The organism is Nocardioides sp., assembly GCF_035703625.1.
Lineage (GTDB): Bacteria > Actinomycetota > Actinomycetes > Propionibacteriales > Nocardioidaceae > Nocardioides.
On sequence record NZ_DASSXS010000142.1, the window covers coordinates 1 to 20,740 of the forward strand.

Consider the following 20,740-nt stretch of genomic DNA (forward strand, 5'->3'; position numbering starts at 1 on the left):
AACGCTAAGCGCAGTTCCTTCGCTCTCGCCGCCTGAGCGGTGATCGAAGCGTCAGACCGGGCATCTGTCTCCGTCCCGGATCCTGGCGTCGACCAGGAGACTTGCTGATCGACTCCTGTCAGGAGGGTTGATCGGGACTTATTCCTGACTGGGCCTGTCGGCGACGTGTCTGTGCGAGCGCCGGGGCCGAGAAAAGCGACACCACTGACTGCACCCGGAGAAGACCTGGTTCGACGCTCGAGGACGCGGGTTCGATTCCCGCCAGCTCCACCAACCAACCAGCCAAACAGCACGTGTTGTTCGCGCAAACGCGGCCGCTGCGAGTCGCGTCGACGACGTACACGGGACGTACCAATCGGGTTGCCAGGGGCTCCGCTGACGCGTGGACAAGAGTCGATCTCGGCTGATTGGTACGTCGCTGTGCCGCCGGGAGCCGCAACGTGAGTGCGCCGTCGGCGGCAGCGGCGGCAGGATGTGATCCATGTCGTCGCAGACGCCCCCGCCTGGCTGGTATCCGGCACCGGGCGAGCCCGGTCGGGAGCGCTGGTGGTCGAAACCGTGGCCAGCGCGCAACGCGGTGATCATCGTGGTTGCCGCGGGGATGTCGGTGTCGTTGGCAGTCGCGGGGGCGCTCGCGTTCCTCGTTGTGCCGCGCGGTGACGAGATTGGGGCGGACGTGCGTGGCACGAGCGGCATCGAAGGTGATCTCGAGCAGCAGATCGACGTGAAGGTCGGTCGCCTTTCCGGCGACCGGATTGCCGGGACACGTGTCGACTGCCCGGCCGAGGTCGAATGGCAGGTCGGCGATTCGTTTCGCTGCGACGTCACGGTGCCCGGTCAGACGCCTGGCTATGCCGAGGTGACCATGGAGACCGGCGATGGCAGGTACAGCTGGCTCATCAGCAACCAGTGATGCACGACGTGCTCGCGAACCGGCCGCTCATGTCCGGTCGACGTCGCTCTCAATCCGTTGGTGGAGATCGGGTGGTGCAGGCCCGCTCCCCGACCACGCAGTGCCGATCCGGGCAGCACCCGATAGGACAACTGCGACGACAGCAGCGGCAGTGGTGAGGATCGTGCTGACGGGGAGGCTGTCGGTGTCGACCAGGCGTTCCAGCTCCGGGCTTCAGCAGGGCAGGTCGATCGTGCGCCGAGACGGTAGGTGGCCGGCGTCCCCGGTGTAGCGCACGGTGAGCTCGCAGTCGCTTCGGCCCGTCCGGGGGAGACGGATGCGGAACCGACCTGCGTCGTGGGTGAGGGTGTCGCGGCTCGCCACCAGGGCCTGGCCGGTGTCCGTGGGCCGACGTAGCGACGCGAGGACGCGGTGCCCGGGCAGCGAGGGGGCGACCCGGCCGCGCACCACGGTCGTGTCCCCGAAGACCAGCACCCGGAGCTCGCGCAGCCGGCTGGGTGTCGTGCCCGGCCATGGCTGCCAGGAGAAGGTCAGCTTGGTCCGCAGCGTCGGTGTGTCGGCGAAGGCATCGTCGAGCACCACCTTCGGCCCCACGGTCCCGTCGGGACGAACGAAGCCGTAGACCGAGTAGCTCCCGGGAGCCGTGGCCGCGTGGGCGATCCACTGACCGTCCGGGGACCACTCCGGCGATGCTCCTTCGGCCAGTTCCCGGTCCTGGGTGCCGTCGGCGTTCATGAGGTGGACGGTGATCGGATCGCCGCCACCGGTCCGGTGCTCATAGGCGATGAGGGCGCCGTCCGGGGAAGGGTCAGGGGTGTACTCCGCGACGTCGTCGGTGGCGGTCAGCCGCCGCAGGCCGGAGCCGTCGGGCCGGACCGACCACAGGTCGGGCCGGTCGAGGCTGTCGGTGGTCTCGAAGTCGTACCAGGAGCTGAAGACCAGCCGCCCGTCGGCACTCCACGTCACCGACTCCACCTCGGTCCAGGGCAGGACCGTCCGCTTCCTCGTCCCGTCCGCCCGCATCACGGTGAGGGCGTAGTTGTGCACGTATGCCATTCGCCGTCCGTCGGGCGACCAGGTGGGGGACCAGTCATTGGGGCCGTTGGTCAGTTGCCGCAGACCGCTGCCGTCCGCGCGGGCCCGGTACACCTCGGAACGGGTGAGCGACGGGTCGTCGTCCGCGACGACGACCAGGGACCGGCCGTCGGGGGAGTATTCGACGCCGAACAGCTCCATGGCACTCGTGCTGGCCCGTCGGACGTGACTCCCGTCGGGGTAGAAGTCGACGAACCAGCCGCGCCGGCTCCCCTCCACTCCGCCCACCACCATGAGGCGTCCGTTACGCACGCTCGATGACGGCTCCTCCGCCGACCCCGCCCCGGCCGGTACCGCCGTCGCGCCAGTGCCGGCGGCCACCACGGCCAGCAACACCCACCCCAGAAGCCCACGACCCCCTCGCATGGCGAGAGTCTGCCCACGCCTCGCGCCGACGGCAAGGTCCCGGCCGCTGCGGATGCCGCCGGTCTGCGGGCGCCTTCGGCGGACGCCGCCTGGTCTCGCCGCGGGGCGGGCGCCGCCCTACACCACCTTGGTGCCGTACATCTCCCCGAGCGGGTCAGCGATCAGCTCGAGTCTCGCGCCGTTGGGGTCGCGGAAGTAGATGGACGTGCCGCTCTCGCGCAGGTACTCGACGCCGGCTTCGTCGAGCTTGCGCCGCAGGTGCTCCCACTTCTCCGGTTCCACGGAGATGGCGATGTGGTGCAGTCCGCCCAGCACTTCGGCGTACGGACCGAGGTCGAGGCCCGGGAAGTCGAAGAAGGCCAGCAGGTTGCCGTTGCCGATGTCGAAGAAGAAGTGGTTCGAGCCCCTGTGGTCGCGGTTCTCGAAGATCTCGGTCAGCGGGAACTCCAGCAGCCCGTGGTAGAAGCGGATGGTCTCCTCGACGTCGCGCGCGACCACGGCCACGTGGTGGAGTCCGCGCGCGCTCGAGGCCGACCCGCGCGGCTCCGGACGGAGGTAGGTGTCGCGGAGGCGCTCGCGCTCGGCGTCGATGGTGGCGAGATCGATCTCGGGCATGGCTACGTCAGATCCTGAAGCGGAAGTTCCATGAGTGGGTTCCCTGAGTCCGGCAAGGCTGCACGGGCGCGGAAGGCTCATGCCGCCAGTCCCGTGGAGTCGTAGTTGAGTGTTCAACTAGAGACTACGCCAGGAGGGGGCCACCCTCCCAGTGCTCGAGGCGGGTCATTTCCTCCACCGGTACCCGGGTCAGCCGCTTCACCTGCCTGGTCGGCTTGCCCAGCGGTACGACGGCGGCGACGGCGAAGGGGTCGGGGATGGCGAGCAGGTGCTTGAGAGCCGGCTCCTCGGCGATGGCCATCGTCGTGATGGTGCCACCGAAGCCCTCGTTCCGGGCTGCCAGCAGGATGTTCCAGACCAGGGGATAGACCGACGCGCCGCCGACGATCCCGACCCTGTCGAGCTCCTTGTCGAGCGCTGCCACGGCTCGCAGGTCGACGCACACGACGAGGACGACAGGTGCCCGGCGCAGTGGCTCGGTGACCGACGCCGGCACCTGGGTCTCCGCGACCTGCTCGTCGGTGACCCGGCTGGGGGCGTGGGCGTTCCAGGGAGTCTCGCCCGCAGCTCGCTGCGCGTGGTACCGCTTCGCGCCCGGCTCGGTGATCTCGACCAGCCGCTCCCGGGTAGCGGGGTCGCGGACGACGACGACCTGGGTGCCCTGGCGGTTGCCGCCACTGGGCGCGAACCGGGCGTTCTCGAGGATCGTGTGGAGCACGTCGTCGGGGAGCGGGTCATCGGTGAACTCGCGAACCGCAGCCGTCGTCCGCATCACCTCGTAGAGGTCCATGAGGTCGCAGCCTAGTGACGCACGGCCGCCCGGGCCGCCGCCACAGGCACCGCAGGGCGAGGCCGACGCCGTCGCGGGCCGCCGCACGTGGCACGATCCCTCGGCGTGACCGACGCAGGTGTGACAGCGGGCCGGCGCGGAGGCGACTCCGGATACCGCCTGCGGGTGGCGGAGGCCGACCCCGAGCTCGACCAGAGGTTGTCAGACGAGCTCGACCGGGTGAACGCCGAGGCGACCCGGGGTACGGCGCCGGCCCGTGAGCTGACCGTCCAGCTCCACGACGATGCCGGCGAGCTCGCCGCGGGCGTGAGCGGCTGGACGTGGGGCGTCGCCGCGGGCATCGGGATGACGTGGGTGCGTGAGGACGCCCGCGGAGGGCAGCTCGGCAGCCGGCTGCTCAGCGAGTTCGAGGCCGCGGCCCGGGACAGGGGGTGCACGCACGTGTTCGTCACCTCCTTCACGTTCCAGGCGCCCGGCTTCTACGAACGCCGTGGCTACCGCGAGATCTTCCGGTGGGACGACATCCCGGTGGAGGGGGCCGGCGACGTGCACTTCCGCAAGGACCTCTGAGCCTGGAATCGCTGCTGCGCCCGACGCCGAGGCGAGCCGCGCAGTCACAGTCCTTGCAGCACCTCGTTGAGCACCAGAGCGAGGGCGCAGGTTCCGAGGATCGTCGCGAGCAACACGGTCAAGGACCGGTCATGACGAGCGACCATGGCCATGCCTCCGGTGCCGGCTGACGCGGCTGCGGTGGCCAGGATCGCCAACCCGAAGCCGGTCAGCAGCCAGTTGTCACTGAAGCCGGAGGCCGACTCCAGCACCCCGGCTGCGAACCCCACGACCGAGAGCGCCACGCCCGCGACCGCTCCGGCCGCCAACGCGACACTCCAACGGCCGACGTGCGACGTCGGCGCCCACTGGAGGCTGTGGTGCAAAGGCATACCTGTGTTCCTCATGCCTCCACCCTGCCCCGGCAGCTGCCCGCTGCCCAGAGTCGAAGGTCATGACCCGGCCTCGTGTGACCCACGGCTGCCCGCAATAGGGTCCTTCGGCCGTGCCCTTCTCTCCCTGGGCCGATCAGACTTGGTGGTGACGGAGGAGGTGGGTCCATGACAACGCCAGCCCACCCCCACAGCCAGGGCGACAGCTCGGTCCGCGCCGGAACCGTCACCTTGGTGTTGGGCGTTCTCTTCGCGGCAGCCGTGGCGTTCACCTTTGTGTTGAGCCTCAGCGACGCCGTCAACCCACCGAACTGGGTGCGGGCCATGGGCTTGGTGTGGCTCCCCATCGGACTCGTCGGTACCCCCGCCGCCTACGCCGTCGCACGCACCGGCCAGGGCCGCCATCAGGCTCGCATCGGTGTCCTCATCGCGGTCGTCGGCCTCGCAGCCTTCGTGGCACTCGTCGTGGCGATCGGCTGACAACGGACATCGACGCAATCGACGAGGAGGGCGCCATGACTGCCATTCACTCCCACGAGCGCGTCAGTGGGCCAGGGTTCACCCGGCGCGCCTGGTGGTCGCTGCTGGGCTTCGTGCCGAGCTTCGTGCTCGCCTTCCTCGTGGGCGAGGGCATTCTCTCGGCACTCGGGTACTCCACCGACGGCTACCCTCAGGCCCCGTGGTGGGCCGTACTGACCGCAGCCATTCCGGCGCTGGTGGTGTTCGTCCTGCCGGCCGGGTTCGCCGCCTACTTCGGCCGCCGCGCGATCCGGCTCGGCGATGACCGGGGCAGGACCCCCGTGATCGTGGCCAGCGTGCTGGCCGGTGCCTTCCTCCTGCAGAACGGCGTCTCCGCCCTTGCCGTCTGGCTCGCCTGACGATCAAGATCGCAGGACCTTGTCCATCGACCTGCCCCTGGCCAGCTCGTCGACCAGCTTGTCGAGGTAGCGGATCTTCTGCATCAACGGGTCATCGACCTCCTCGACGCGGACCCCGCACACCGTTCCGGTGATCAACGACGCGTGCGGATTGAGTCGAGCCGCGGCGAAGAACTCCTCGAAGGTCGTGCCCGCCGCCAGGTGACCGCTCAGGGCCGACTCGTCGAAGCCGGTCAGCCACTCGATCACCTGGTCGAGCTCCGCTCTGGTTCGTCCCTTCTTCTCCACCTTGTTGACGTAGTGGGGATAGACCGAGGCGAAGCTGGTGGTGAAGATCCGGCTCATGTGCGTGAGCGTAGGTCACGCACCGCCGGATGTGGGTTGGCGGAGCATCTCGTCGACGACGATGCGTGCGGCCGACGGACACCCCTTCGTGAACCCGTAGAACGGCCCGAAGTCCCGCGTCGCCGAGAAGCCGACGACGTACAGCCCGTCCAGGCTGGTCTCGAAGCCCTCGGTGAGGTCCGGGAAGCCGTCGGTGACCGAGATCCGGTCGATCACCCCGCGGAGGTAGGGCACGCGGGACAGGTCTGCGCGGTAGCCCGAGGCGAAGACGACGTGGTCGGCCTCGAGGGCCTCGCCGTCCGACAGCGTGAGGCGTACGGCGTCGCCGGTGCCAGTGTCCACCTCCGTCACCTCGGTGCGGGGGTGTCGGTGCACCACGGCCGGGTCGAGCCGCGGCACCAGCCAGTGCTCCAGCGTGAGCCGCCCCACCTGCCAGAACCGGGTGGCGATCTCGGTCTGCCGGGCCTTCGGCAGATGACGCCACCAGCCGCGCGTCGCGAGCGTCTGCTCGACGTACTCGTTCACGAAGGCCCAGCTCACCTTCGCGAACTCGGGGGTGTCGTGGCGATGGACCACGTCGACCCGTTCGGCACCGTGGTCGCACAGCAGCGCGGCCCATTCGTAGGCGCTCTGACGGCCGCCCACGATCACGACCCGGGCGCCGGCCAGGTCGTCGAAGCGCACGAGCCCGCTGGTGTGCGAGCGACGCTGGGCGGGTACGGCGTCCGCCCACTCCGGCACAGCGGCGTAGGGAGCGATCCCCGGAACCGCCAGCACCTTCTCGGCCGTGATGGTGTCGCCGTCCGACATCCTGGCGACGTACTGCCCGTCCGGTCGCGTCAGCTCCTCCACCATGCGCTGCTCGACCGGCAGCTGCTTCCGGTCGGCGAACCAGTCGGTGTGGTCGAGGAAGAGGTCGATCGGGATCGGGTCGTGGTCGGCCGGGTCGAGCCCCCGGTCCTCGAAGAAGGCCGCGAACGTGTCCTCGCCCCGGGCATCGAGGTGCCAGTCGGGGCCCGAGCGCAGGTACATGTCGGCCGGCATCTGGTCGCGCCAGAAGGCCATCGGTCGCCCGACGATGCGCGTGCCGATGCCCCGGTCACGGGCGTAGGCGGCGGCCGAGTAGGCGTAGGGGCCTGCCCCGATCACCAACAGGTCGGTGTGGTCGGCCATGAATACCTCCCCCGGGGAGTCGCGAGACTCCACGCTAGCCGCGTCCGGCGCACCCGTCCCCGGTCTAGCCTGACCGCATGGTGTCGGGCGTTCGCGAGTACTACGACGCGAACACCTGGAAGTTCCTCCTCGCCGGGAGGCACCGCGCCCTCCATCGCGAGCTGTGGGGCCCGGGCGTCGTCGACCGCCGCGAAGCCCTCGACCACGCCCACGCCCTGGTGCTCGACCAGCTGGGGGAGGGGGACCGGCGGGTGCTCGACCTCGGCTGCGGGGTCGGCGCGGCGGCCCTCTACGTGGCCCGGCGGCGGCCGGTCGACGTGGTGGGAGTCTCGATCAGCCCGGAGCAGGTCCGGCTGGCGCGGCGGTTCGCCGACCGGGGCGGTCCACTGCGCGGAACGGTCCGCTTCGAGGTGGGCGACTTCACCGCGCTGCCGGCGCCCGTCACCGGTTTCGACCTGGCGTTCGCCATCGAGTCGTTCGTCCACGCCCACTCGGCCGTCGCGTTCTTTCGTGAGGCTGCCGGCGCGTTGCGGCCCGGCGCCGGGCTCCTGGTCATCGACGACTTCCGCACCGACGACCGCGACCACGCGCGGCTCGACGCCTTCCGGAGCGGGTGGCACGCGTCGAGCCTGATGACGGCCGGCGAGGCATCCGCGCTGGCCGCCGGGGCCGGCCTGGAGCTCGTCGCCTCCCACGACCTCTCCCCGCTGCAACGGCTCGGACGTCCCCGCGACCGGGTCATCCGCGCCGCCCAGCCGCTGCTCCGCCGGGCCGCCGTGCGCTCGCTGTGGGCCCAGGCGCTCGTGGGCGGCGACGCGCTCCAGGCCTGCCATCGGGACGGCCTGCTCGAGTACCGCCTGCTTCGGTTCCAGCGCGGCCGCGGCTGACCGGGCTCAGCCCGAGTACGGCACCTCGGTCTGCCAGTCCGACTCGTCCTGGTGGGCCGCGGACCACAGGGCGTCGGCCACCCGGTCCGGCGTGAAGGGCCCCTCCTTGGCGAGGGTGCCGCGCACGGTCACCGACACGGCGCGGATGCCGTCCGGCTCGAGCGTGGTGTCGAGGCTGTGCACGAGGTTGCGGACGCCGGCCTTCTGCACGCCGAGCGACGCCGCCTTGTTCCACGGCTGGTCGGCGGCCATGCTGCCGGTGACCGTGACCCGGCCGCCGGTCGACATCAACGGGCGCGCCGCCTGGACCGAGGTCAGCAGCGCACCGACGCCGAGCGCCACGTCCTCCAGCAGCTCGGGGACGCTCAGCGAGAGCGGATCCTTCTCCCGGAAGGCACTCGGGTTGAAGTGGAGTACGTCGACCCTCCCGAACCGCTCGCCCAGCGCGGTGATGGCGCCACTCGCCGCGTCGACGTCGGTGATGTCCACGACCGACCACTCCGCGGCCGCGCCGAGCGAGCGCAGCTCGTCACTCAGCACGGCGAGTGCGTCATCGTCGATCCCGACGAGCGCGACATCGTAGCCCTCTCGCGCGAACCGGCGGGCGACCGAGCCGCTCACGCCGGGGCCCGCGCCGACGATCATGACCACCCGTCCACCATTCATGTCCTCCACCCTAGACAGGCCGGGAGGAGGCACAATCCTGCCCATGCGCCTCGGGTCGTTCCTTGCTCCAGTCACCGCGATCGTGCTCGCACTCGGCCTGGCACCGCCGGCCGACGCCCGGGCACCAGCGCCCACGACCCTGACCATGACCGGGACGGCGGCGTACGCCGGCCAGGACAGCCACCTGCGCATCAGGCTGGAGCATGCCGACGGGAGCCCGGTGGTCGGCGGCGTGGTGGAGGTCGAGCGGCGCCGGTCCGGAACCTGGGGCCACTTCGCGACCGTGCCCATGGAGGAGCCCACCGTCGTCGTCGACGCCCCCCTGGCCCGGCGGTCGGCCGACAACGTCTTCCGGGCGTCGTACGCCGGTGACGGGGTCAACTCCGCCCCGTCCAGGTCCGGGCCGGTCGCGGTCAGGCTGCTGCGTCGCAACAGCGTCGTCACGGTCGGTGGACCCACCAAGGTGGTCGACGAGCGGTCGGTGCGGGTGAACGTGCGCTGGAGGACCGGCAACGACCTCCCGGTCAACGGGGTCGTGCGCCTCGAGCGCCGCAACGGCGGCGGCGACTGGCGTCTGGTCCGCAGGCTCCGCACCGGCGCCGACGGCCGTGCCCACATCACCGCACGGCCGCGTGTCGACACCCGCTGGCGTGCACTCGCACCCCGGCTCGACTGGGTCGACGGCGACACCAGTGGGGTCCACCGGATCAACAATCTTCCGCCGGGCGTCCCGGTCCAGCTGCCCAGCGCGGCGCCGCGGCCCCGGATCAACCTGCCCGACCAGCCGCATGCGGTGGGCGCCGGGCCGAACGCGAGGATCTCCCGGATCCCGGCCCGGGTGTGGAACCAGATGACCGGGCGCACCTGGCACCGGGGCTGCCCGGTCGGCCGGTCGGGCCTGCGCTACCTGCGGATCAACTACTGGGACTACCGCGGCTACCGCCGACGCGGCGAGCTGGTCGCCCATGCGTCGGTGATCGGCAAGATGGCGGGGGCCCTGGCGGAGATGTACCGCAAGGACCTGCCCATCCGTGCGATGTACCGGGTCGACCGCTTCGGCTGGTCGAGCCGCGTGCGCGGGGGCGACGACTACAAGTCGATGGCGGCCGGCAACACCTCGGCCTTCAACTGCCGGGACGTCGTCGGCAACCCCGGCGTGCGCTCCCCGCACTCCTACGGCCGCTCACTCGACCTCAACACCTGGGAGAACCCCTACCGATCCCGCCAGGGGACCGTGCCCAACACCTGGTGGATGGCCCACTCGCACCCGAGGGTGGCGTGGCGCTCCCGCTCCCACGCGGTCGTCCAGGTGATGGCCCGGCACGGGCTCCGGTGGACCTACGGCAACGGCGACACCCAGCACTTCGACGCGTACGCCAGCAACGGCCGGCTCGCGGCGAGGTACCGCTCGTGCGAGCTCTGCAAGTGACCCGGATCCGGATCCCCCTCGCGCGGCGTGACCGATAGCGTTCGGCCATGATCGCGTTCCTCGTCGCCGGCCTGATCCTCGGCGTGCTCGCGCGCACGCTGCGCGGGGGGCCCGAGGATCCGCCCATGCTGCTGACGGTGCCGGTCGCGGTGGTCGGCGCGGTGATCGGTGGAGTCGGCATCAACCTGGTGCTCGACGAGAGCTGGACCGACCTCAACGCGTGGAGCTTCACCTCCGCCTGCGTCCTGGCGATGGTGCTGCTGGGCCTGCTGGAGGGCGGCGTCGGTCGCCGCGGCGACGGGTAGGGCCCGCGCATGGGCTGGCTGATCCTGATCGGGCTTCTCCTGGGTGCCTGGTCGCGGGCCCTGCCGGGCCCGCCTGACGAGCCGACGCCCTACCTCCTGGTTCCCCTGGCGACACTCGGTGGAGGTGTCGCGGCGCCGTTCGTGCTGGGGCTGACCGGTCACGAAGGCCCGGGCTGGGCAGCCCTCCTCACCGGGGCGGCCTGCGGGGTGCTGGCGGCCGCCGCCGTCAAGCTCGGACACCGCCGACCGTCGTGAGCGGGGACTGCGCCTTCTGCGGGGTCGTGAACGGGGCGCCCGCCGACGTGGTCCTCGACGAGGAGCACTTCGTGGCCTTCCTCGATCTGCGACCGGTCTTCAAGGGCCACGCCCTGCTCGTCCCCCGGCAGCACATCGCGACCCTGCCCGACCTCCCGGCCGAGCTGAGGGACGGGTTCCTGGCCGCCGGCCAACGACTGGCCCGAGTCATGGTCGACGGGCTCGGCGCCCAGGGCTCGTTCGTGGCCGTCAACAACACGGTCAGCCAGTCGGTTCCGCACCTGCACCTCCACGTCGTACCCCGGACGAAGGGCGACGGCCTGCGCGGCTTCTTCTGGCCGCGGACGAAGTACGCCGACGGGGAGGCGGCCGAGTACGCCGGGCGGCTGCGTCGCGCCCTGGCTGCCACACCCTGAGCCGCAGCGGCCTAGGGTTCCGCCATGTCCCGCACCCCGTCGCCGCCGCGGCGCTACCGGTCCGCCCTCGCCGCGTGCGTGATCGCTCTCGCGCTCGCAGGCTGCTCCTCCGACGGGGCCGGCGGGGGTGACGCCAGCCCGGAGGATGCGGCCACCAAGCGGGTGGCCGCCGCCGGTATCTCGTTCGAGGTGCCCGCAAGCTGGAAGGAGGTCGACCCCGAGGAGCGGGCCGAGGACATGGGCGGGGACATGGGGGAGGACTCCGCCCTGAGCGAGTACGCGGATCAGCTGGGCATCGCTCCCGACCAGCTCGAGCAGGCCCTGGGAGGCCTGGACCTGGTCCTGGTCAGTGGCGAGGACGAACCCCCGGGCAACCTCAACGTGGTCCGGGTGGCCGGGCGCATGCCGACCGACCGGCTCGCGGAGCGCGACATCAGCCGGGTCGGGGGCGATGTTCACGAGATCCATCGTGAGCAGACCCGGCTCGGCGAGACCCTGATCGTGGTCTACGAGCTCGACGTGAACGGCACCCGGGTCCCGGTCCAGACGATCTACGCGGACGCTGCTGACGGACTCGTCTCGATCAGCTTCGGTTCCGCAGACGACGAAACGGCCGAGGACCTCGCCGATGGGGTCCTCGACACTCTGCGCGAGGCCGGTTGACCCCACGCCAGACCGTCCGCTCGACCTGTCCTATCGTGTGGGAGTTTCGCGGCGTGCGCCACGCGTCCGCCTCAGCCACCGAGTCAGGAGCATCAGATGGGTCGCTTTGACGGACGAGTCGCCGTCGTCACCGGGGCAGCACGCGGGATCGGTTTCGGGACCGCCCAGCGCTTCGCCGAGGAGGGCGCGTCGGTCGCCGTCATCGATCTCGACGAGTCCGCGGCCGGCGAGGCCGCTGCCAAGCTGCCCCTCGGGGAGGGCCAGAAGGCCATCGGCATCGGTTGCGACGTGAGCGACACCGAGTCGGTCCAGTCCGCGGTGGATCGCGTGGTCGACGAGCTCGGCGGCATCCACATCCTGGTCAACAACGCCGGCGTCACGCGCGACAACCTGCTGTTCAAGATGACCGACGAGGACTGGGACGTGGTGATGGGCGTCCACCTGCGTGGCGCCTTCCTGATGACCCGGGCCGCGCAGAAGCACTTCGTCGAGCAGCGCTACGGCAAGATCCTGAACCTCTCCAGCGTCTCCGCGCTCGGCAACCGGGGGCAGGCCAACTACTCCGCAGCCAAGATGGGTATCCAGGGCTTCACCCGCACCCTTGGGATCGAGCTCGGTCCCTACGGCGTCAACGCCAACGCGATCGCCCCCGGTTTCATCGCCACCGAGATGACCGACGCCACCGCCCGGCGCCTGAAGATGGAGCCGGAGGAGCTGCGCAAGATGAACGCCGACCACAACCCGGTTCGGCGGGTGGGGCAGCCCGAGGACATCGCCGCGGCGGCTGCGTTCCTGTGCAGCGACGAAGCGTCGTACGTCACGGGCCAGACGCTGTACGTCGACGGCGGCGCCAAGCTGGGCTGACCTCGACGCGACCCTCGTCACACCGGTCGGTCGGCGGTTGGATTTTCCCGTCTCGTTCTGCCTAGCCTGCGCGATGTTGCCGTGACCATCGGTCACACTTGACACCGAATTCGTAGTCCACGAACGGAGCTACCCTTGCGTCGCCTTCGCCTCTTCCCCGCCGTCCTCGTCGCCGCGAGCCTCGTCCTCGCCGGATGCGGCGGTGACGAGGAGCAGTCAGGGGAGAACTCGCCCCAGGAGGTCGCCGAGGGCTCGACCCTCGACTCGACCTGGCCCCTGACCGGCCTCCCGGTGGAGGGCGACGACAGCGCGGCCCAGACCCACCCGGTGCTGGTCACCAAGATCGACAACACGGCGTCGAGCAGCCCCCAGGTCGGCCTCGGCAGCGCCGACATGGTCGTGGAGGAGCTCGTCGAGGGCGGGATGACCCGGCTCGCGGCGTTCTACTACTCCGAGCTGCCGAAGGTGGCCGGCCCGGTCCGCTCGATGCGCGCCAGCGACGTCGGCATCGTCTCGCCGGTCAAGGCGGCGGTGGTGACCAGTGGTGCCGCGGCCCAGACGATCGCGCGGATCCAGCAGGCCAAGATCCCGTTCTACGGCGAGGGCGCCGAGGGCACCTACCGCGACGACTCCCGAAGCGCGCCGTACAACCTCTTCGCGAACCTCACGGAGGTCCCCCCGGCCACCCGGGACCACGCGGAGTCGCGGCCTGACGACTACCTGCCGTGGGGTGAGGCCAAGGACCTGCCCAAGGGTGTGAAGGCGCAGACGCTCGCGGCCAACTTCGGCAACCACACCACGAACTGGAAGTTCGAGGGTGGCCACTACACCAACCTCAACAGCTTCGCGGCCCAGGGCGACGAGTTCGCCGCCGACTCCGTGCTGGTGCTGAGGGTCCAGGTCGGCCTGGCCGGCTACCGCGACCCGGCCGGCTACCCGGTGCCGGAGACCAAGTTCGAGGGCAAGGGCGAGGCCATGCTCTTCCACGACGGGCAGATGGTGAAGGGCACCTGGAGCAAGAAGGGCCTGGAGGGTCCGCTGACGCTCTCGACGAAGAAGGGCGAGCTGACCGTCCCGGCCGGGCACACCTGGATCGAGCTGGTCCCCGCCAAGGACGGCCAGGTCACCTTCAAGTAGCCCGGAGGGGGGTCAGGACCCGCCCTCCTCATCTCCCGTCGGCACGTCGATCCCGGCCTCGGCCAGGCTCTGGAAGCCCATCAGGATGAATGTGATGGCGGCCTCCACCCTGGCCGCGGCCGCCTCGGCGTCCTCGGCCCCGGAGACCGACTCGCCCGCCGACGACATCGCTCCGAAGAAGATGCGGGCGAAGGTCTGCTGCATGTCCTCGTCCAGGTCCCACTTGCCGGCGCTGAGCACGGAACGGACGATCTCGAGGACGTTGGCGAAGGTCGACCGCTCCTCCTGCTCGCGGAACCTGGCGTAGCCCAGGACGGCCGGTCCTTCGAGGATCACGACCCGTCGGTACGTCGGCTCCCGGACCACCTCGAGGAAGGCGCGGAGCCCGTGGATCGCCTTCTCCCAGGGGTCGCGCTCACCCCGCAGCGACGTCTGGATCGCCTTCGAGGCATTCGACTCAACCCGCTCGAAGACCGCCTCGAAGAGCGCCTGCTTGCCGCTGAAGTGGTGGTAGAGCGCCCCCTTCGTGACCCGCGCGCCGGCGACGATCGAGTCGAGTGACGTCGCGGCGTAGCCGTGCTCGGTGAAGAGCTCCTCGGCGACGTCGATCAGCGCCCTCTTGGTCGAGGCGGAGTACTGCGCCCGACGACTGGCCCCCGGTACACCTGGGACCTTCGGGACCAGCTTGTGCACCGGGGACTTGGTCATCCCGGCAGTCTAGGACCGACCGGCGGTACGGGTGAGCCAGGTCACCCCGTCCTGATTTGAATACCCTCGGTCTGCCGCATACTGTGAGTACGTACCAACGGTATGTGAGTGAACAGGAGAGTAGGCCATGACCTGGCAATCCTCATCGTGGAGGACCTTCCACAACCGCGGAGAGATCCTCCGCACCGTGATCGCCACTGCCGACGACCGGCAGGACGGGATCCTGCCCATGGACGTCGCGGGCGTCGCCGAGACCTTCGGTGACGAGCTCGCCCTGCTCGGTGCTCTCCAGCTGCGGTGGCACACGCGCCTGTCCGGCCGGATCGAGCGCGAGCTGATGACCCAGCCGATGGATCTCGAGCACGCGGTCGTCACCGCCTGGCGTGGCGCGCACGACGAGATGCCCGGGGTCCGCCGGATCGTCGACCACTACCGGTCGGAGCCGACCGACGCGGCGATGGCCGAGGCGATGGCCAAGGCCACCGTCAAGGAGCACACGATGCTCGCGGCGATGTCCGGACGCTCCAGCGTCCGGGACCCATCAGCCGCCCGGGTGGGCGAGGCCATCGAGCAGCGCGCCCGCCGTCGCCGCGAGCCCGGCGCCCACCGTGCGGACACGGGGCCGCACGAGGGGCTCCTGGAGCGGATCAAGGCGGTGCTCGCGGCCTGACGGTCGCCCCACTCCGACAGCCCCGGGCGCTGACGCACCCTCCCTCAGCGGCTTTCGCCGCACTTCCCTCGCGTCGGCCCCGGGGCTGTCTCCTGCTCGGGCTGGTTGCTGTGCGCCGCCGTCGGCCATGATGGAGTCATGACCGAGGCACGGGCTGGCATGTTGCTCGTGGCCACGCCCGCACTCCTCGACCCCAACTTCGCCGACACCGTCGTGCTCCTCCTCGACGTCGACGACAACGGCGCGCTCGGGGTCGTGCTCAACCGTCCTTCGGGCGTACCCGTCGGTGACGTCCTCGCCGACTGGGGCGAGGTCGTGGCCGAGCCCGGGGTCCTCTTCCACGGTGGCCCGGTCAGCACCGAGGGGGCGCTCGCGGTCGGGCTCCTCCGCGACTCCGACGACGCGCCCGTGGGCTTCCGCGAGGTGTTCGGGCAGCTGGGCATCGTCGACCTCGACACGCCCGTGGAGCTGGTCGACGGCAGTCTCAGCGGCATGCGGATCTTCGCCGGCTACGCCGGATGGGGGGCCGAGCAGCTGGTGGGGGAGATCGAGGAGGGCAGCTGGTACGTCGTCCCGGCCCAGCCGCGCGACGTCTTCCGCGGCGACCCCGACGACCTGTGGCGCGACGTCCTGCGCCGCCAGCCGGGAGAGCTCGCCTGGCACTCGACGCGACCCGTCGATCCTGATCTCAACTGATCAAGCCGGCAGGTCCGCGTCAGCGGGCCTGGTCCGGACGAGGTCGAGCAAGCGCCGCGACTGACGGAGGAAGTCGCGACGCGCGTGTCGAGACCCGGTGAGGCGACAGCGAACCTGAACCCTCGCCTACCATGGGGCACATGGGAACTCTCGGCTTCGGCACCGGCACCGACACGGTCGAAGATCGACGCACCGTCCCGACGGACGAGGGTGACCACGAGCGCTTCTCCCACTACGTGGACAAGGACAAGCTCACCGAGGCGATGGTGATGGGCACCCCCGTGGTCGCACTGTGCGGGAAGGTCTGGGTGCCGAGCCGCGCGCCGGAGCGGTTCCCGGTCTGTCCCGAGTGCGAGGAGATCTGGAAGGGCCTCAAACCCGGCGACGACGGAGGGGACTCCGAAGGGTGACCGGACGGCCAGAGGCCGTCCCGCTCTCGCCCGCGTGGCCTGACCGCGCGGCGTGGGGGACGGCGCCTTCACTGCGCGCATGGCAGACCGCTGCCATGGACGAGTACTTCGCGCGCTCGCCGCGCGACTTCCTGACCGTGGCGACGCCAGGTGCGGGCAAGACGACCTTCGCGCTCTCGGTCGCGGCGGAGCTGCTCGGCCGCCGCCTGGTGGACCGGATCACCGTCGTGGCGCCGACCGAGCACCTGAAGCGGCAGTGGGCCGAGGCGGCGGCGCGGGCCGGTATCCCGATCGACCCGACGTACGCCGCCGGCAAGGGCAAGACGTCGCAGGACTACGTCGGCATCGCCGTCACCTACGCTGGGGTGGCGGTCAACCCGCTGGCCCTGCGGATCCGGACCGAGCGGTTCAAGACCCTGGTGATCCTGGACGAGATCCACCACGCCGGAGATGCCCTGTCGTGGGGCGAAGGCGTCCGGGAGGCGTTCGAGCCGGCGACGCGGCGGCTGGCACTGACCGGCACCCCGTTCCGATCCGACGTCAACCCGATCCCGTTCGTCACCTACGCCCCCGACCCCGGCAGCGGCGCCGGTGTCTCCAGGTCGGTCGCCGACTACACCTACGGCTACGGGCACGCGCTCGCCGACCACGTCGTCAGGCCGGTGCTGTTCATGGCCTACTCGGGGGAGATGGAGTGGCGGACCCGGGCCGGTGACGAGGTGGCCGCCCGTCTCGGCGAGCCGCTGACCAAGGACCTGGCGGCGCAGGCGCTCAGGACGGCCCTCGACCCGGCCGGATCCTGGATGCCGTCGGTGCTGGCCGCGGCCGACCGACGGCTGTCGGAGGTGCGGCGCCACGTCCCGGACGCAGGCGGGCTGGTGATCGCCAGCGACCAGGAGTCCGCCCGCGCGTACGCGAAGCTGCTGCGCACGATCTCGGGGGAGTCGCCGACCGTCGTGCTCTCCGACGAGAAGGCTGCGTCGTCGAAGATCTCCGCCTTCACCGAGAACGACGACCGCTGGATGGTCGCGGTCCGGATGGTGTCGGAGGGCGTCGACGTACCCCGCCTGGCGGTGGGCGTCTACGCGACCACGACCGCGACGCCGCTGTTCTTCGCCCAGGCGGTCGGCCGCTTCGTACGGGCCCGGGCCCGGGGCGAGACCGCCTCGGTGTTCCTGCCCTCGGTGCCGTCGCTGCTCGGCCACGCCTCCGAGCTCGAGGTGGAGCGTGACCACGTCCTGGGCCGGCGGATCACCGACGAGGACGACATCTTCGCTGCCGAGCGGGAGCTGCTCGCCGCCGCGGAGACGGGGGAGTCGGCCAGCGACGAGCTGGCCGGGTCCTACGAGGCGATCGGGTCCGAGGCCCGCTTCGACCGGGTGCTCTACGACGGTGGCGAGTTCGGCCACGAGGGTGACGTGCGCGTGGGTTCCGACGAGGAGATGGACTTCCTCGGCATCCCCGGCCTCCTCGAGCCCGACCAGGTCCGCGAGCTGCTGCACCACCGCCAGTCGGAGCGAGCCCGCCGCCGGCCGGTCGCGACCGAGCCGGACTCGGTCGCGGAGGTGTCGACGTACGAGCAGCTGGCCATCCTGCGCCGGGAGCTCAACGGGCTGGTCGCCGCGTGGCACCACCGCACCGGCCAGCCGCACGGCGTCACCCATGCCGCCCTCCGCAAGGAGTGTGGCGGGCCGGCCGCGGCGATCGCCAGTGCCGAGCAGCTCCACGCCCGGATCGACCGCCTCCGCGAGTGGGCGGCGCGCAAGTCGTCCTGAGCCAGGGGCTCTGGGTCGCGTTCGGCCCTAGACTCGAAAGATGGCCACCGAGACGGCTCAGACCCTCGATCGGGGGCTGCGCGTGCTGGCCGTCCTCGCCGCCACTCCGGGCGGCCTGACCGTCACCGAGATCTCGGCCCGTCTCGAGATCAACCGCACGGTGGTCTACCGGCTCGTCAGCACCCTCGAGCAGCACGCGTTGACCCGGCGGGACGGTCGGGGGCGGGTACACGTCGGCCTCGGCGTGCTGCACCTGGCCTCCGGGGTCCAGCCGGTGCTGCGCGACCTCGCGATCCCGATCCTGCGCTCCCTGGCCGAGGACGTGGGCTGCACCGCCCACCTCACCGTCTCCGACGGTGACGAGGCGATGGCGCTGGCCGTGGTCGAACCCTCGTGGACCGACTTCCACGTCGCCTACCGGGTCGGATCCCGGCACCCGCTGCACAAGGGGGCCGCCGGGAAGGCGATCCTGCTGGGAGCAGAGCCCGACAGCGCGCCCTACGCCACGAGCACCGGTGAGCTGCAGGCCGGCGCCAGCGGCCTGGCCGCGCCGGTCCGTGGGGTGGAGGGTCTCGAGGCCAGCGTCGGCATCGTCACCCTCGGCGACCTCGACGCCGACGCCCTCGGGGCCCGGGTCGCGGCCGCCGCGGACGAGGTGGCCCACGCCCTGTCCCGTTGAGTCGGGGATTCCCGACCGTTGAGTCGGGGATTGGCGTCCGTTGAGTGGGGGATTGGCGTCCGGCGTCCGACGTCCGGGGCGCCGCCCGTGCAGTCAGCCCGAGGTCATGGCCGCGAGGGGGAGGATGCGGTAGGGCACCTGCGTGGCCAGGGCGATGACGGTCGAGGACCGGACGATCCCGGGGTTGTCGAGCACGGCGTCGATGACCCGCTGCAGGTCGTTGTTGGAGCGGGCGACGACCCGGCACCACATGTCACCGGCGCCGGTGATCGTGAAGGCCTCCAGCACCTCGGGGATCCGGGAGAGGTGGCGGGCCACCGACTCGTGGCCAGCGCCCTGGCGGATCTCGAGCGTCAGGAAGGCCGTGACCGGGTAGCCGAGGGCCTCCGAGGACAGCTCAGGGCCCCACCCGGTGATCACGCCCTGGTCCGTGAGCTTGTCCAGCCGGGCCTGCACGGTGCCGCGGGCGACGCCGAGGCGGCGGGAGGCCTCGAGGACCCCGATGCGTGGATGGTGGGAGAACAGATCGATCAATCTGCTGTCGAGGTCGTCCATGTCGCCTCCCGAAGTGGGCAGATTGACCAGGGTTTCGTCGTACTGTTGCACATCTTGCCGTACCTCGACAGGCTGGGACCATGACTTCGACCCAGGACACTCCGACGACCGGCCGCGCCCTGACCGCCGACGAGCTCAAGGCCGACCTGACCCTCGAGCAGCTCAGGCAGCTGGTCGGGCTGGTCGACTACGACGCCAGCAGCGACCCGTTCCCCGTCACCGGCATGGACGCCGTCGGCTTCGTGGTCGGCAACGCCAGCCAGACCGCGACGTTCTACCAGCTCGCCCTCGGCATGGATCTCGAGGCCTACCGCGGTCCGGAGACCGGTCACCGCGACTCCAAGTCCTACGTGCTGCGCTCCGGTTCGGCCCGCTTCGTCTTCACCGGCGGGGTCACCCCCGACAGCCCGGTGCTCGACCACCACCGCAAGCACGGCGACGGAGTCGTCGACCTGGCGCTGGAGGTGCCCGACGTCGACAAGTGCATCGAGCACGCCCGGGCGATGGGGGCGAGGATCCTCGACGAGCCGCACGACGTCTCCGACGACAACGGCACCGTGCGGATGGCCGCGATCGCCACCTACGGCGAGACCCGGCACACCCTCATCGACCGGTCGAGGTACGACGGCCCCTACCTCCCCGGGTACGTCGCGCGCTCCACGACCGTGAGCCGTCGCGAGGGCCACCCCAAGCGACTCTTCCAGGCGATCGACCACTGCGTGGGCAACGTCGAGCTCGGGCGGATGGACGAGTGGGTCGCCTTCTACAACAAGGTGCTCGGATTCACGAACATGGCGGAGTTCATCGGCGACGACATCGCCACCGACTACTCCGCGCTGATGTCCAAGGTGGTGGCCAGCGGCAACCACCGGGTGAAGTTCCCGCTCAACGAGCCCGCGGTGGCCAAGAAGAAGTCGCAGATCGACGAGTACCTCGAGTTCTACGACGGCGCGGGCTGCCAGCACATCGCGCTCGCGACCGGCGACATCCTGCGCTCGGTCGACATCCTGCGCGACAACGGCATCGAGTTCCTCGAGACCCCCGACTCCTACTACGACGACCCCGAGCTGCGGGCCCGGATCGGTGAGGTGCGGGTGCCGATCGAGGAGCTGAAGAAGCGCAAGATCCTGGTCGACCGCGACGAGGACGGCTACCTGCTCCAGATCTTCACCAAGCCCATGGGTGACCGGCCCACGGTGTTCTACGAGTTCATCGAGCGGCACGGGTCGCTGGGCTTCGGCAAGGGCAACTTCAAGGCGCTCTTCGAGGCGATCGAGCGCGAGCAGGACGCCCGCGGGAACCTCTGAGTGGGGCGCTTCCGCCTTTGTCGGTTTCCCCGGCCCGCCGGGGAAACCGACACTTCTCAGCCGTAGCAATGCCTGAGAAGTGCATGGATTGGCGGGGGAGTGGGACGGCTGGTCACCCAGGGGCCGCCGGTGCGGCAGCTGACCTCCATGGGGGACGTGAGAGCCCCGGGTGCGGATTTTCGGGAAATCCGTCGCGGCGGGG

The 20,740-nt window shown here is 70.7% G+C and carries 27 protein-coding genes and 1 other RNA gene; 19 read left to right on the forward strand and 9 right to left on the reverse strand.

What is annotated here, in order from left to right:
• Together ssrA and VFN12_RS06930 are read left to right on the forward strand one after the other, a co-directional pair.
• Window positions 1-273, forward strand: a transfer-messenger RNA (tmRNA) gene (gene ssrA / locus VFN12_RS06925); the annotation flags it as partial.
• A 208-nt stretch (window positions 274-481) separates the two neighbouring features.
• Entirely contained in the window at window positions 482-913 is a 432-nt protein-coding gene (locus tag VFN12_RS06930; RefSeq protein WP_325117892.1) for a DUF4333 domain-containing protein, read from the forward strand.
• Window positions 914-1,126: 213 nt separating this feature from the next.
• On the opposite strand, the gene VFN12_RS06935 is transcribed toward VFN12_RS06930, so the two are convergent.
• From VFN12_RS06935 to VFN12_RS06945, 3 genes are all read right to left on the reverse strand, one after another.
• Window positions 1,127-2,260: a hypothetical protein gene (locus tag VFN12_RS06935; RefSeq protein WP_325117893.1), complete on the reverse strand. Its 1,134-nt coding sequence runs from the start codon at window positions 2,258-2,260 to the stop codon at window positions 1,127-1,129.
• Between the two features lie 231 nt (window positions 2,261-2,491).
• Window positions 2,492-2,989 carry a VOC family protein gene (locus VFN12_RS06940; RefSeq protein WP_325117894.1) on the reverse strand — a complete coding sequence of 166 codons (498 nt, stop codon included), beginning with the start codon at window positions 2,987-2,989 and terminating at the stop codon, window positions 2,492-2,494.
• Between the two features lie 124 nt (window positions 2,990-3,113).
• The gene (locus tag VFN12_RS06945) at window positions 3,114-3,779 is read right to left on the reverse strand and encodes a nitroreductase family protein (RefSeq protein ID WP_325117895.1); all 666 of its coding nucleotides are present in this window, start codon (window positions 3,777-3,779) and stop codon (window positions 3,114-3,116) included.
• A 105-nt stretch (window positions 3,780-3,884) separates the two neighbouring features.
• Here VFN12_RS06945 and VFN12_RS06950 point away from each other — a divergent pair, with 105 nt between their 5' ends.
• Window positions 3,885-4,349 carry a GNAT family N-acetyltransferase gene (locus VFN12_RS06950; RefSeq protein ID WP_325117896.1) on the forward strand — a complete coding sequence of 155 codons (465 nt, stop codon included), beginning with the start codon at window positions 3,885-3,887 and terminating at the stop codon, window positions 4,347-4,349.
• A 44-nt stretch (window positions 4,350-4,393) separates the two neighbouring features.
• Here the strand turns inward: VFN12_RS06950 and VFN12_RS06955 are convergent, their stop codons facing one another.
• On the reverse strand, window positions 4,394-4,720 hold the full coding sequence (locus VFN12_RS06955; RefSeq protein ID WP_325117897.1) for a hypothetical protein: 327 nt from the start codon (window positions 4,718-4,720) through the stop codon (window positions 4,394-4,396).
• Window positions 4,721-4,888: 168 nt separating this feature from the next.
• On the opposite strand from VFN12_RS06955, the gene VFN12_RS06960 reads away from it, so the two are divergent.
• Together VFN12_RS06960 and VFN12_RS06965 are read left to right on the forward strand one after the other, a co-directional pair.
• Window positions 4,889-5,200, forward strand: coding sequence for a hypothetical protein (locus VFN12_RS06960; protein ID WP_325117898.1), 312 nt, complete (start codon window positions 4,889-4,891; stop codon window positions 5,198-5,200).
• 35 nt (window positions 5,201-5,235) lie between these two features.
• The gene (locus VFN12_RS06965) at window positions 5,236-5,598 is read left to right on the forward strand and encodes a hypothetical protein (protein ID WP_325117899.1); all 363 of its coding nucleotides are present in this window, start codon (window positions 5,236-5,238) and stop codon (window positions 5,596-5,598) included.
• Between the two features lie 3 nt (window positions 5,599-5,601).
• Here the strand turns inward: VFN12_RS06965 and VFN12_RS06970 are convergent, their stop codons facing one another.
• Together VFN12_RS06970 and VFN12_RS06975 are read right to left on the reverse strand one after the other, a co-directional pair.
• A complete protein-coding gene (locus VFN12_RS06970) occupies window positions 5,602-5,943 on the reverse strand; it encodes a DUF2200 domain-containing protein (RefSeq protein WP_325117900.1) in 342 nt (113 codons plus the stop codon).
• A 15-nt stretch (window positions 5,944-5,958) separates the two neighbouring features.
• Window positions 5,959-7,116 carry an FAD-dependent oxidoreductase gene (locus tag VFN12_RS06975; RefSeq protein WP_325117902.1) on the reverse strand — a complete coding sequence of 386 codons (1,158 nt, stop codon included), beginning with the start codon at window positions 7,114-7,116 and terminating at the stop codon, window positions 5,959-5,961.
• A 77-nt stretch (window positions 7,117-7,193) separates the two neighbouring features.
• Here VFN12_RS06975 and VFN12_RS06980 point away from each other — a divergent pair, with 77 nt between their 5' ends.
• Window positions 7,194-8,003: a class I SAM-dependent methyltransferase gene (locus VFN12_RS06980; RefSeq protein WP_325117903.1), complete on the forward strand. Its 810-nt coding sequence runs from the start codon at window positions 7,194-7,196 to the stop codon at window positions 8,001-8,003.
• A gap of 6 nt (window positions 8,004-8,009) precedes the next feature.
• Here the strand turns inward: VFN12_RS06980 and VFN12_RS06985 are convergent, their stop codons facing one another.
• Complete coding sequence (locus VFN12_RS06985; RefSeq protein ID WP_325117904.1) at window positions 8,010-8,669, reverse strand: SDR family oxidoreductase; 660 nt, start codon at window positions 8,667-8,669, stop codon at window positions 8,010-8,012.
• A 43-nt stretch (window positions 8,670-8,712) separates the two neighbouring features.
• Here VFN12_RS06985 and VFN12_RS06990 point away from each other — a divergent pair, with 43 nt between their 5' ends.
• From VFN12_RS06990 to VFN12_RS07020, 7 genes are all read left to right on the forward strand, one after another.
• On the forward strand, window positions 8,713-10,098 hold the full coding sequence (locus VFN12_RS06990; protein ID WP_325117905.1) for a M15 family metallopeptidase: 1,386 nt from the start codon (window positions 8,713-8,715) through the stop codon (window positions 10,096-10,098).
• Window positions 10,099-10,145: 47 nt separating this feature from the next.
• Window positions 10,146-10,403, forward strand: coding sequence for a hypothetical protein (locus VFN12_RS06995; protein ID WP_325117906.1), 258 nt, complete (start codon window positions 10,146-10,148; stop codon window positions 10,401-10,403).
• 9 nt (window positions 10,404-10,412) lie between these two features.
• Window positions 10,413-10,658, forward strand: coding sequence for a hypothetical protein (locus tag VFN12_RS07000; RefSeq protein WP_325117908.1), 246 nt, complete (start codon window positions 10,413-10,415; stop codon window positions 10,656-10,658).
• Window positions 10,655-11,074, forward strand: coding sequence for an HIT family protein (locus tag VFN12_RS07005; protein ID WP_325117909.1), 420 nt, complete (start codon window positions 10,655-10,657; stop codon window positions 11,072-11,074). The genes VFN12_RS07000 and VFN12_RS07005 overlap by 4 nt, the downstream gene beginning before the upstream one ends.
• A gap of 24 nt (window positions 11,075-11,098) precedes the next feature.
• Window positions 11,099-11,737 carry a hypothetical protein gene (locus VFN12_RS07010; RefSeq protein ID WP_325117910.1) on the forward strand — a complete coding sequence of 213 codons (639 nt, stop codon included), beginning with the start codon at window positions 11,099-11,101 and terminating at the stop codon, window positions 11,735-11,737.
• A 96-nt stretch (window positions 11,738-11,833) separates the two neighbouring features.
• Window positions 11,834-12,601 (forward strand): 3-oxoacyl-ACP reductase FabG, encoded by a 768-nt coding sequence (locus VFN12_RS07015; protein WP_325117911.1) that lies wholly within the window; start codon window positions 11,834-11,836, stop codon window positions 12,599-12,601.
• Between the two features lie 135 nt (window positions 12,602-12,736).
• Window positions 12,737-13,738: a DUF3048 domain-containing protein gene (locus tag VFN12_RS07020; protein WP_325117912.1), complete on the forward strand. Its 1,002-nt coding sequence runs from the start codon at window positions 12,737-12,739 to the stop codon at window positions 13,736-13,738.
• Between the two features lie 12 nt (window positions 13,739-13,750).
• Here VFN12_RS07020 and VFN12_RS07025 read toward each other — a convergent pair whose 3' ends face one another.
• On the reverse strand, window positions 13,751-14,446 hold the full coding sequence (locus VFN12_RS07025) for a TetR/AcrR family transcriptional regulator (protein WP_325117913.1): 696 nt from the start codon (window positions 14,444-14,446) through the stop codon (window positions 13,751-13,753).
• A gap of 127 nt (window positions 14,447-14,573) precedes the next feature.
• On the opposite strand from VFN12_RS07025, the gene VFN12_RS07030 reads away from it, so the two are divergent.
• The 5 genes from VFN12_RS07030 to VFN12_RS07050 all read left to right on the forward strand — a co-directional run bounded on the left by VFN12_RS07030 (window position 14,574) and on the right by VFN12_RS07050 (window position 18,676).
• Window positions 14,574-15,116, forward strand: coding sequence for a hypothetical protein (locus tag VFN12_RS07030; protein ID WP_325117914.1), 543 nt, complete (start codon window positions 14,574-14,576; stop codon window positions 15,114-15,116).
• Window positions 15,117-15,254: 138 nt separating this feature from the next.
• Entirely contained in the window at window positions 15,255-15,812 is a 558-nt protein-coding gene (locus tag VFN12_RS07035) for a YqgE/AlgH family protein (RefSeq protein WP_325117915.1), read from the forward strand.
• 140 nt (window positions 15,813-15,952) lie between these two features.
• On the forward strand, window positions 15,953-16,222 hold the full coding sequence (locus VFN12_RS07040) for a DUF3039 domain-containing protein (protein ID WP_325117916.1): 270 nt from the start codon (window positions 15,953-15,955) through the stop codon (window positions 16,220-16,222).
• Window positions 16,219-17,997: a DEAD/DEAH box helicase gene (locus VFN12_RS07045; RefSeq protein ID WP_414690014.1), complete on the forward strand. Its 1,779-nt coding sequence runs from the start codon at window positions 16,219-16,221 to the stop codon at window positions 17,995-17,997. Before VFN12_RS07040 ends, VFN12_RS07045 begins: the two co-directional genes overlap by 4 nt.
• A gap of 40 nt (window positions 17,998-18,037) precedes the next feature.
• Complete coding sequence (locus VFN12_RS07050) at window positions 18,038-18,676, forward strand: IclR family transcriptional regulator (protein ID WP_325117917.1); 639 nt, start codon at window positions 18,038-18,040, stop codon at window positions 18,674-18,676.
• A gap of 93 nt (window positions 18,677-18,769) precedes the next feature.
• Here the strand turns inward: VFN12_RS07050 and VFN12_RS07055 are convergent, their stop codons facing one another.
• Window positions 18,770-19,231 carry an Lrp/AsnC family transcriptional regulator gene (locus VFN12_RS07055; RefSeq protein WP_325117918.1) on the reverse strand — a complete coding sequence of 154 codons (462 nt, stop codon included), beginning with the start codon at window positions 19,229-19,231 and terminating at the stop codon, window positions 18,770-18,772.
• Window positions 19,232-19,311: 80 nt separating this feature from the next.
• Between VFN12_RS07055 and hppD the strand changes: the two genes are divergently transcribed.
• Window positions 19,312-20,538 carry a 4-hydroxyphenylpyruvate dioxygenase gene (gene hppD / locus VFN12_RS07060; RefSeq protein WP_325117919.1) on the forward strand — a complete coding sequence of 409 codons (1,227 nt, stop codon included), beginning with the start codon at window positions 19,312-19,314 and terminating at the stop codon, window positions 20,536-20,538.
• Window positions 20,539-20,740 lie beyond the last annotated feature (202 nt).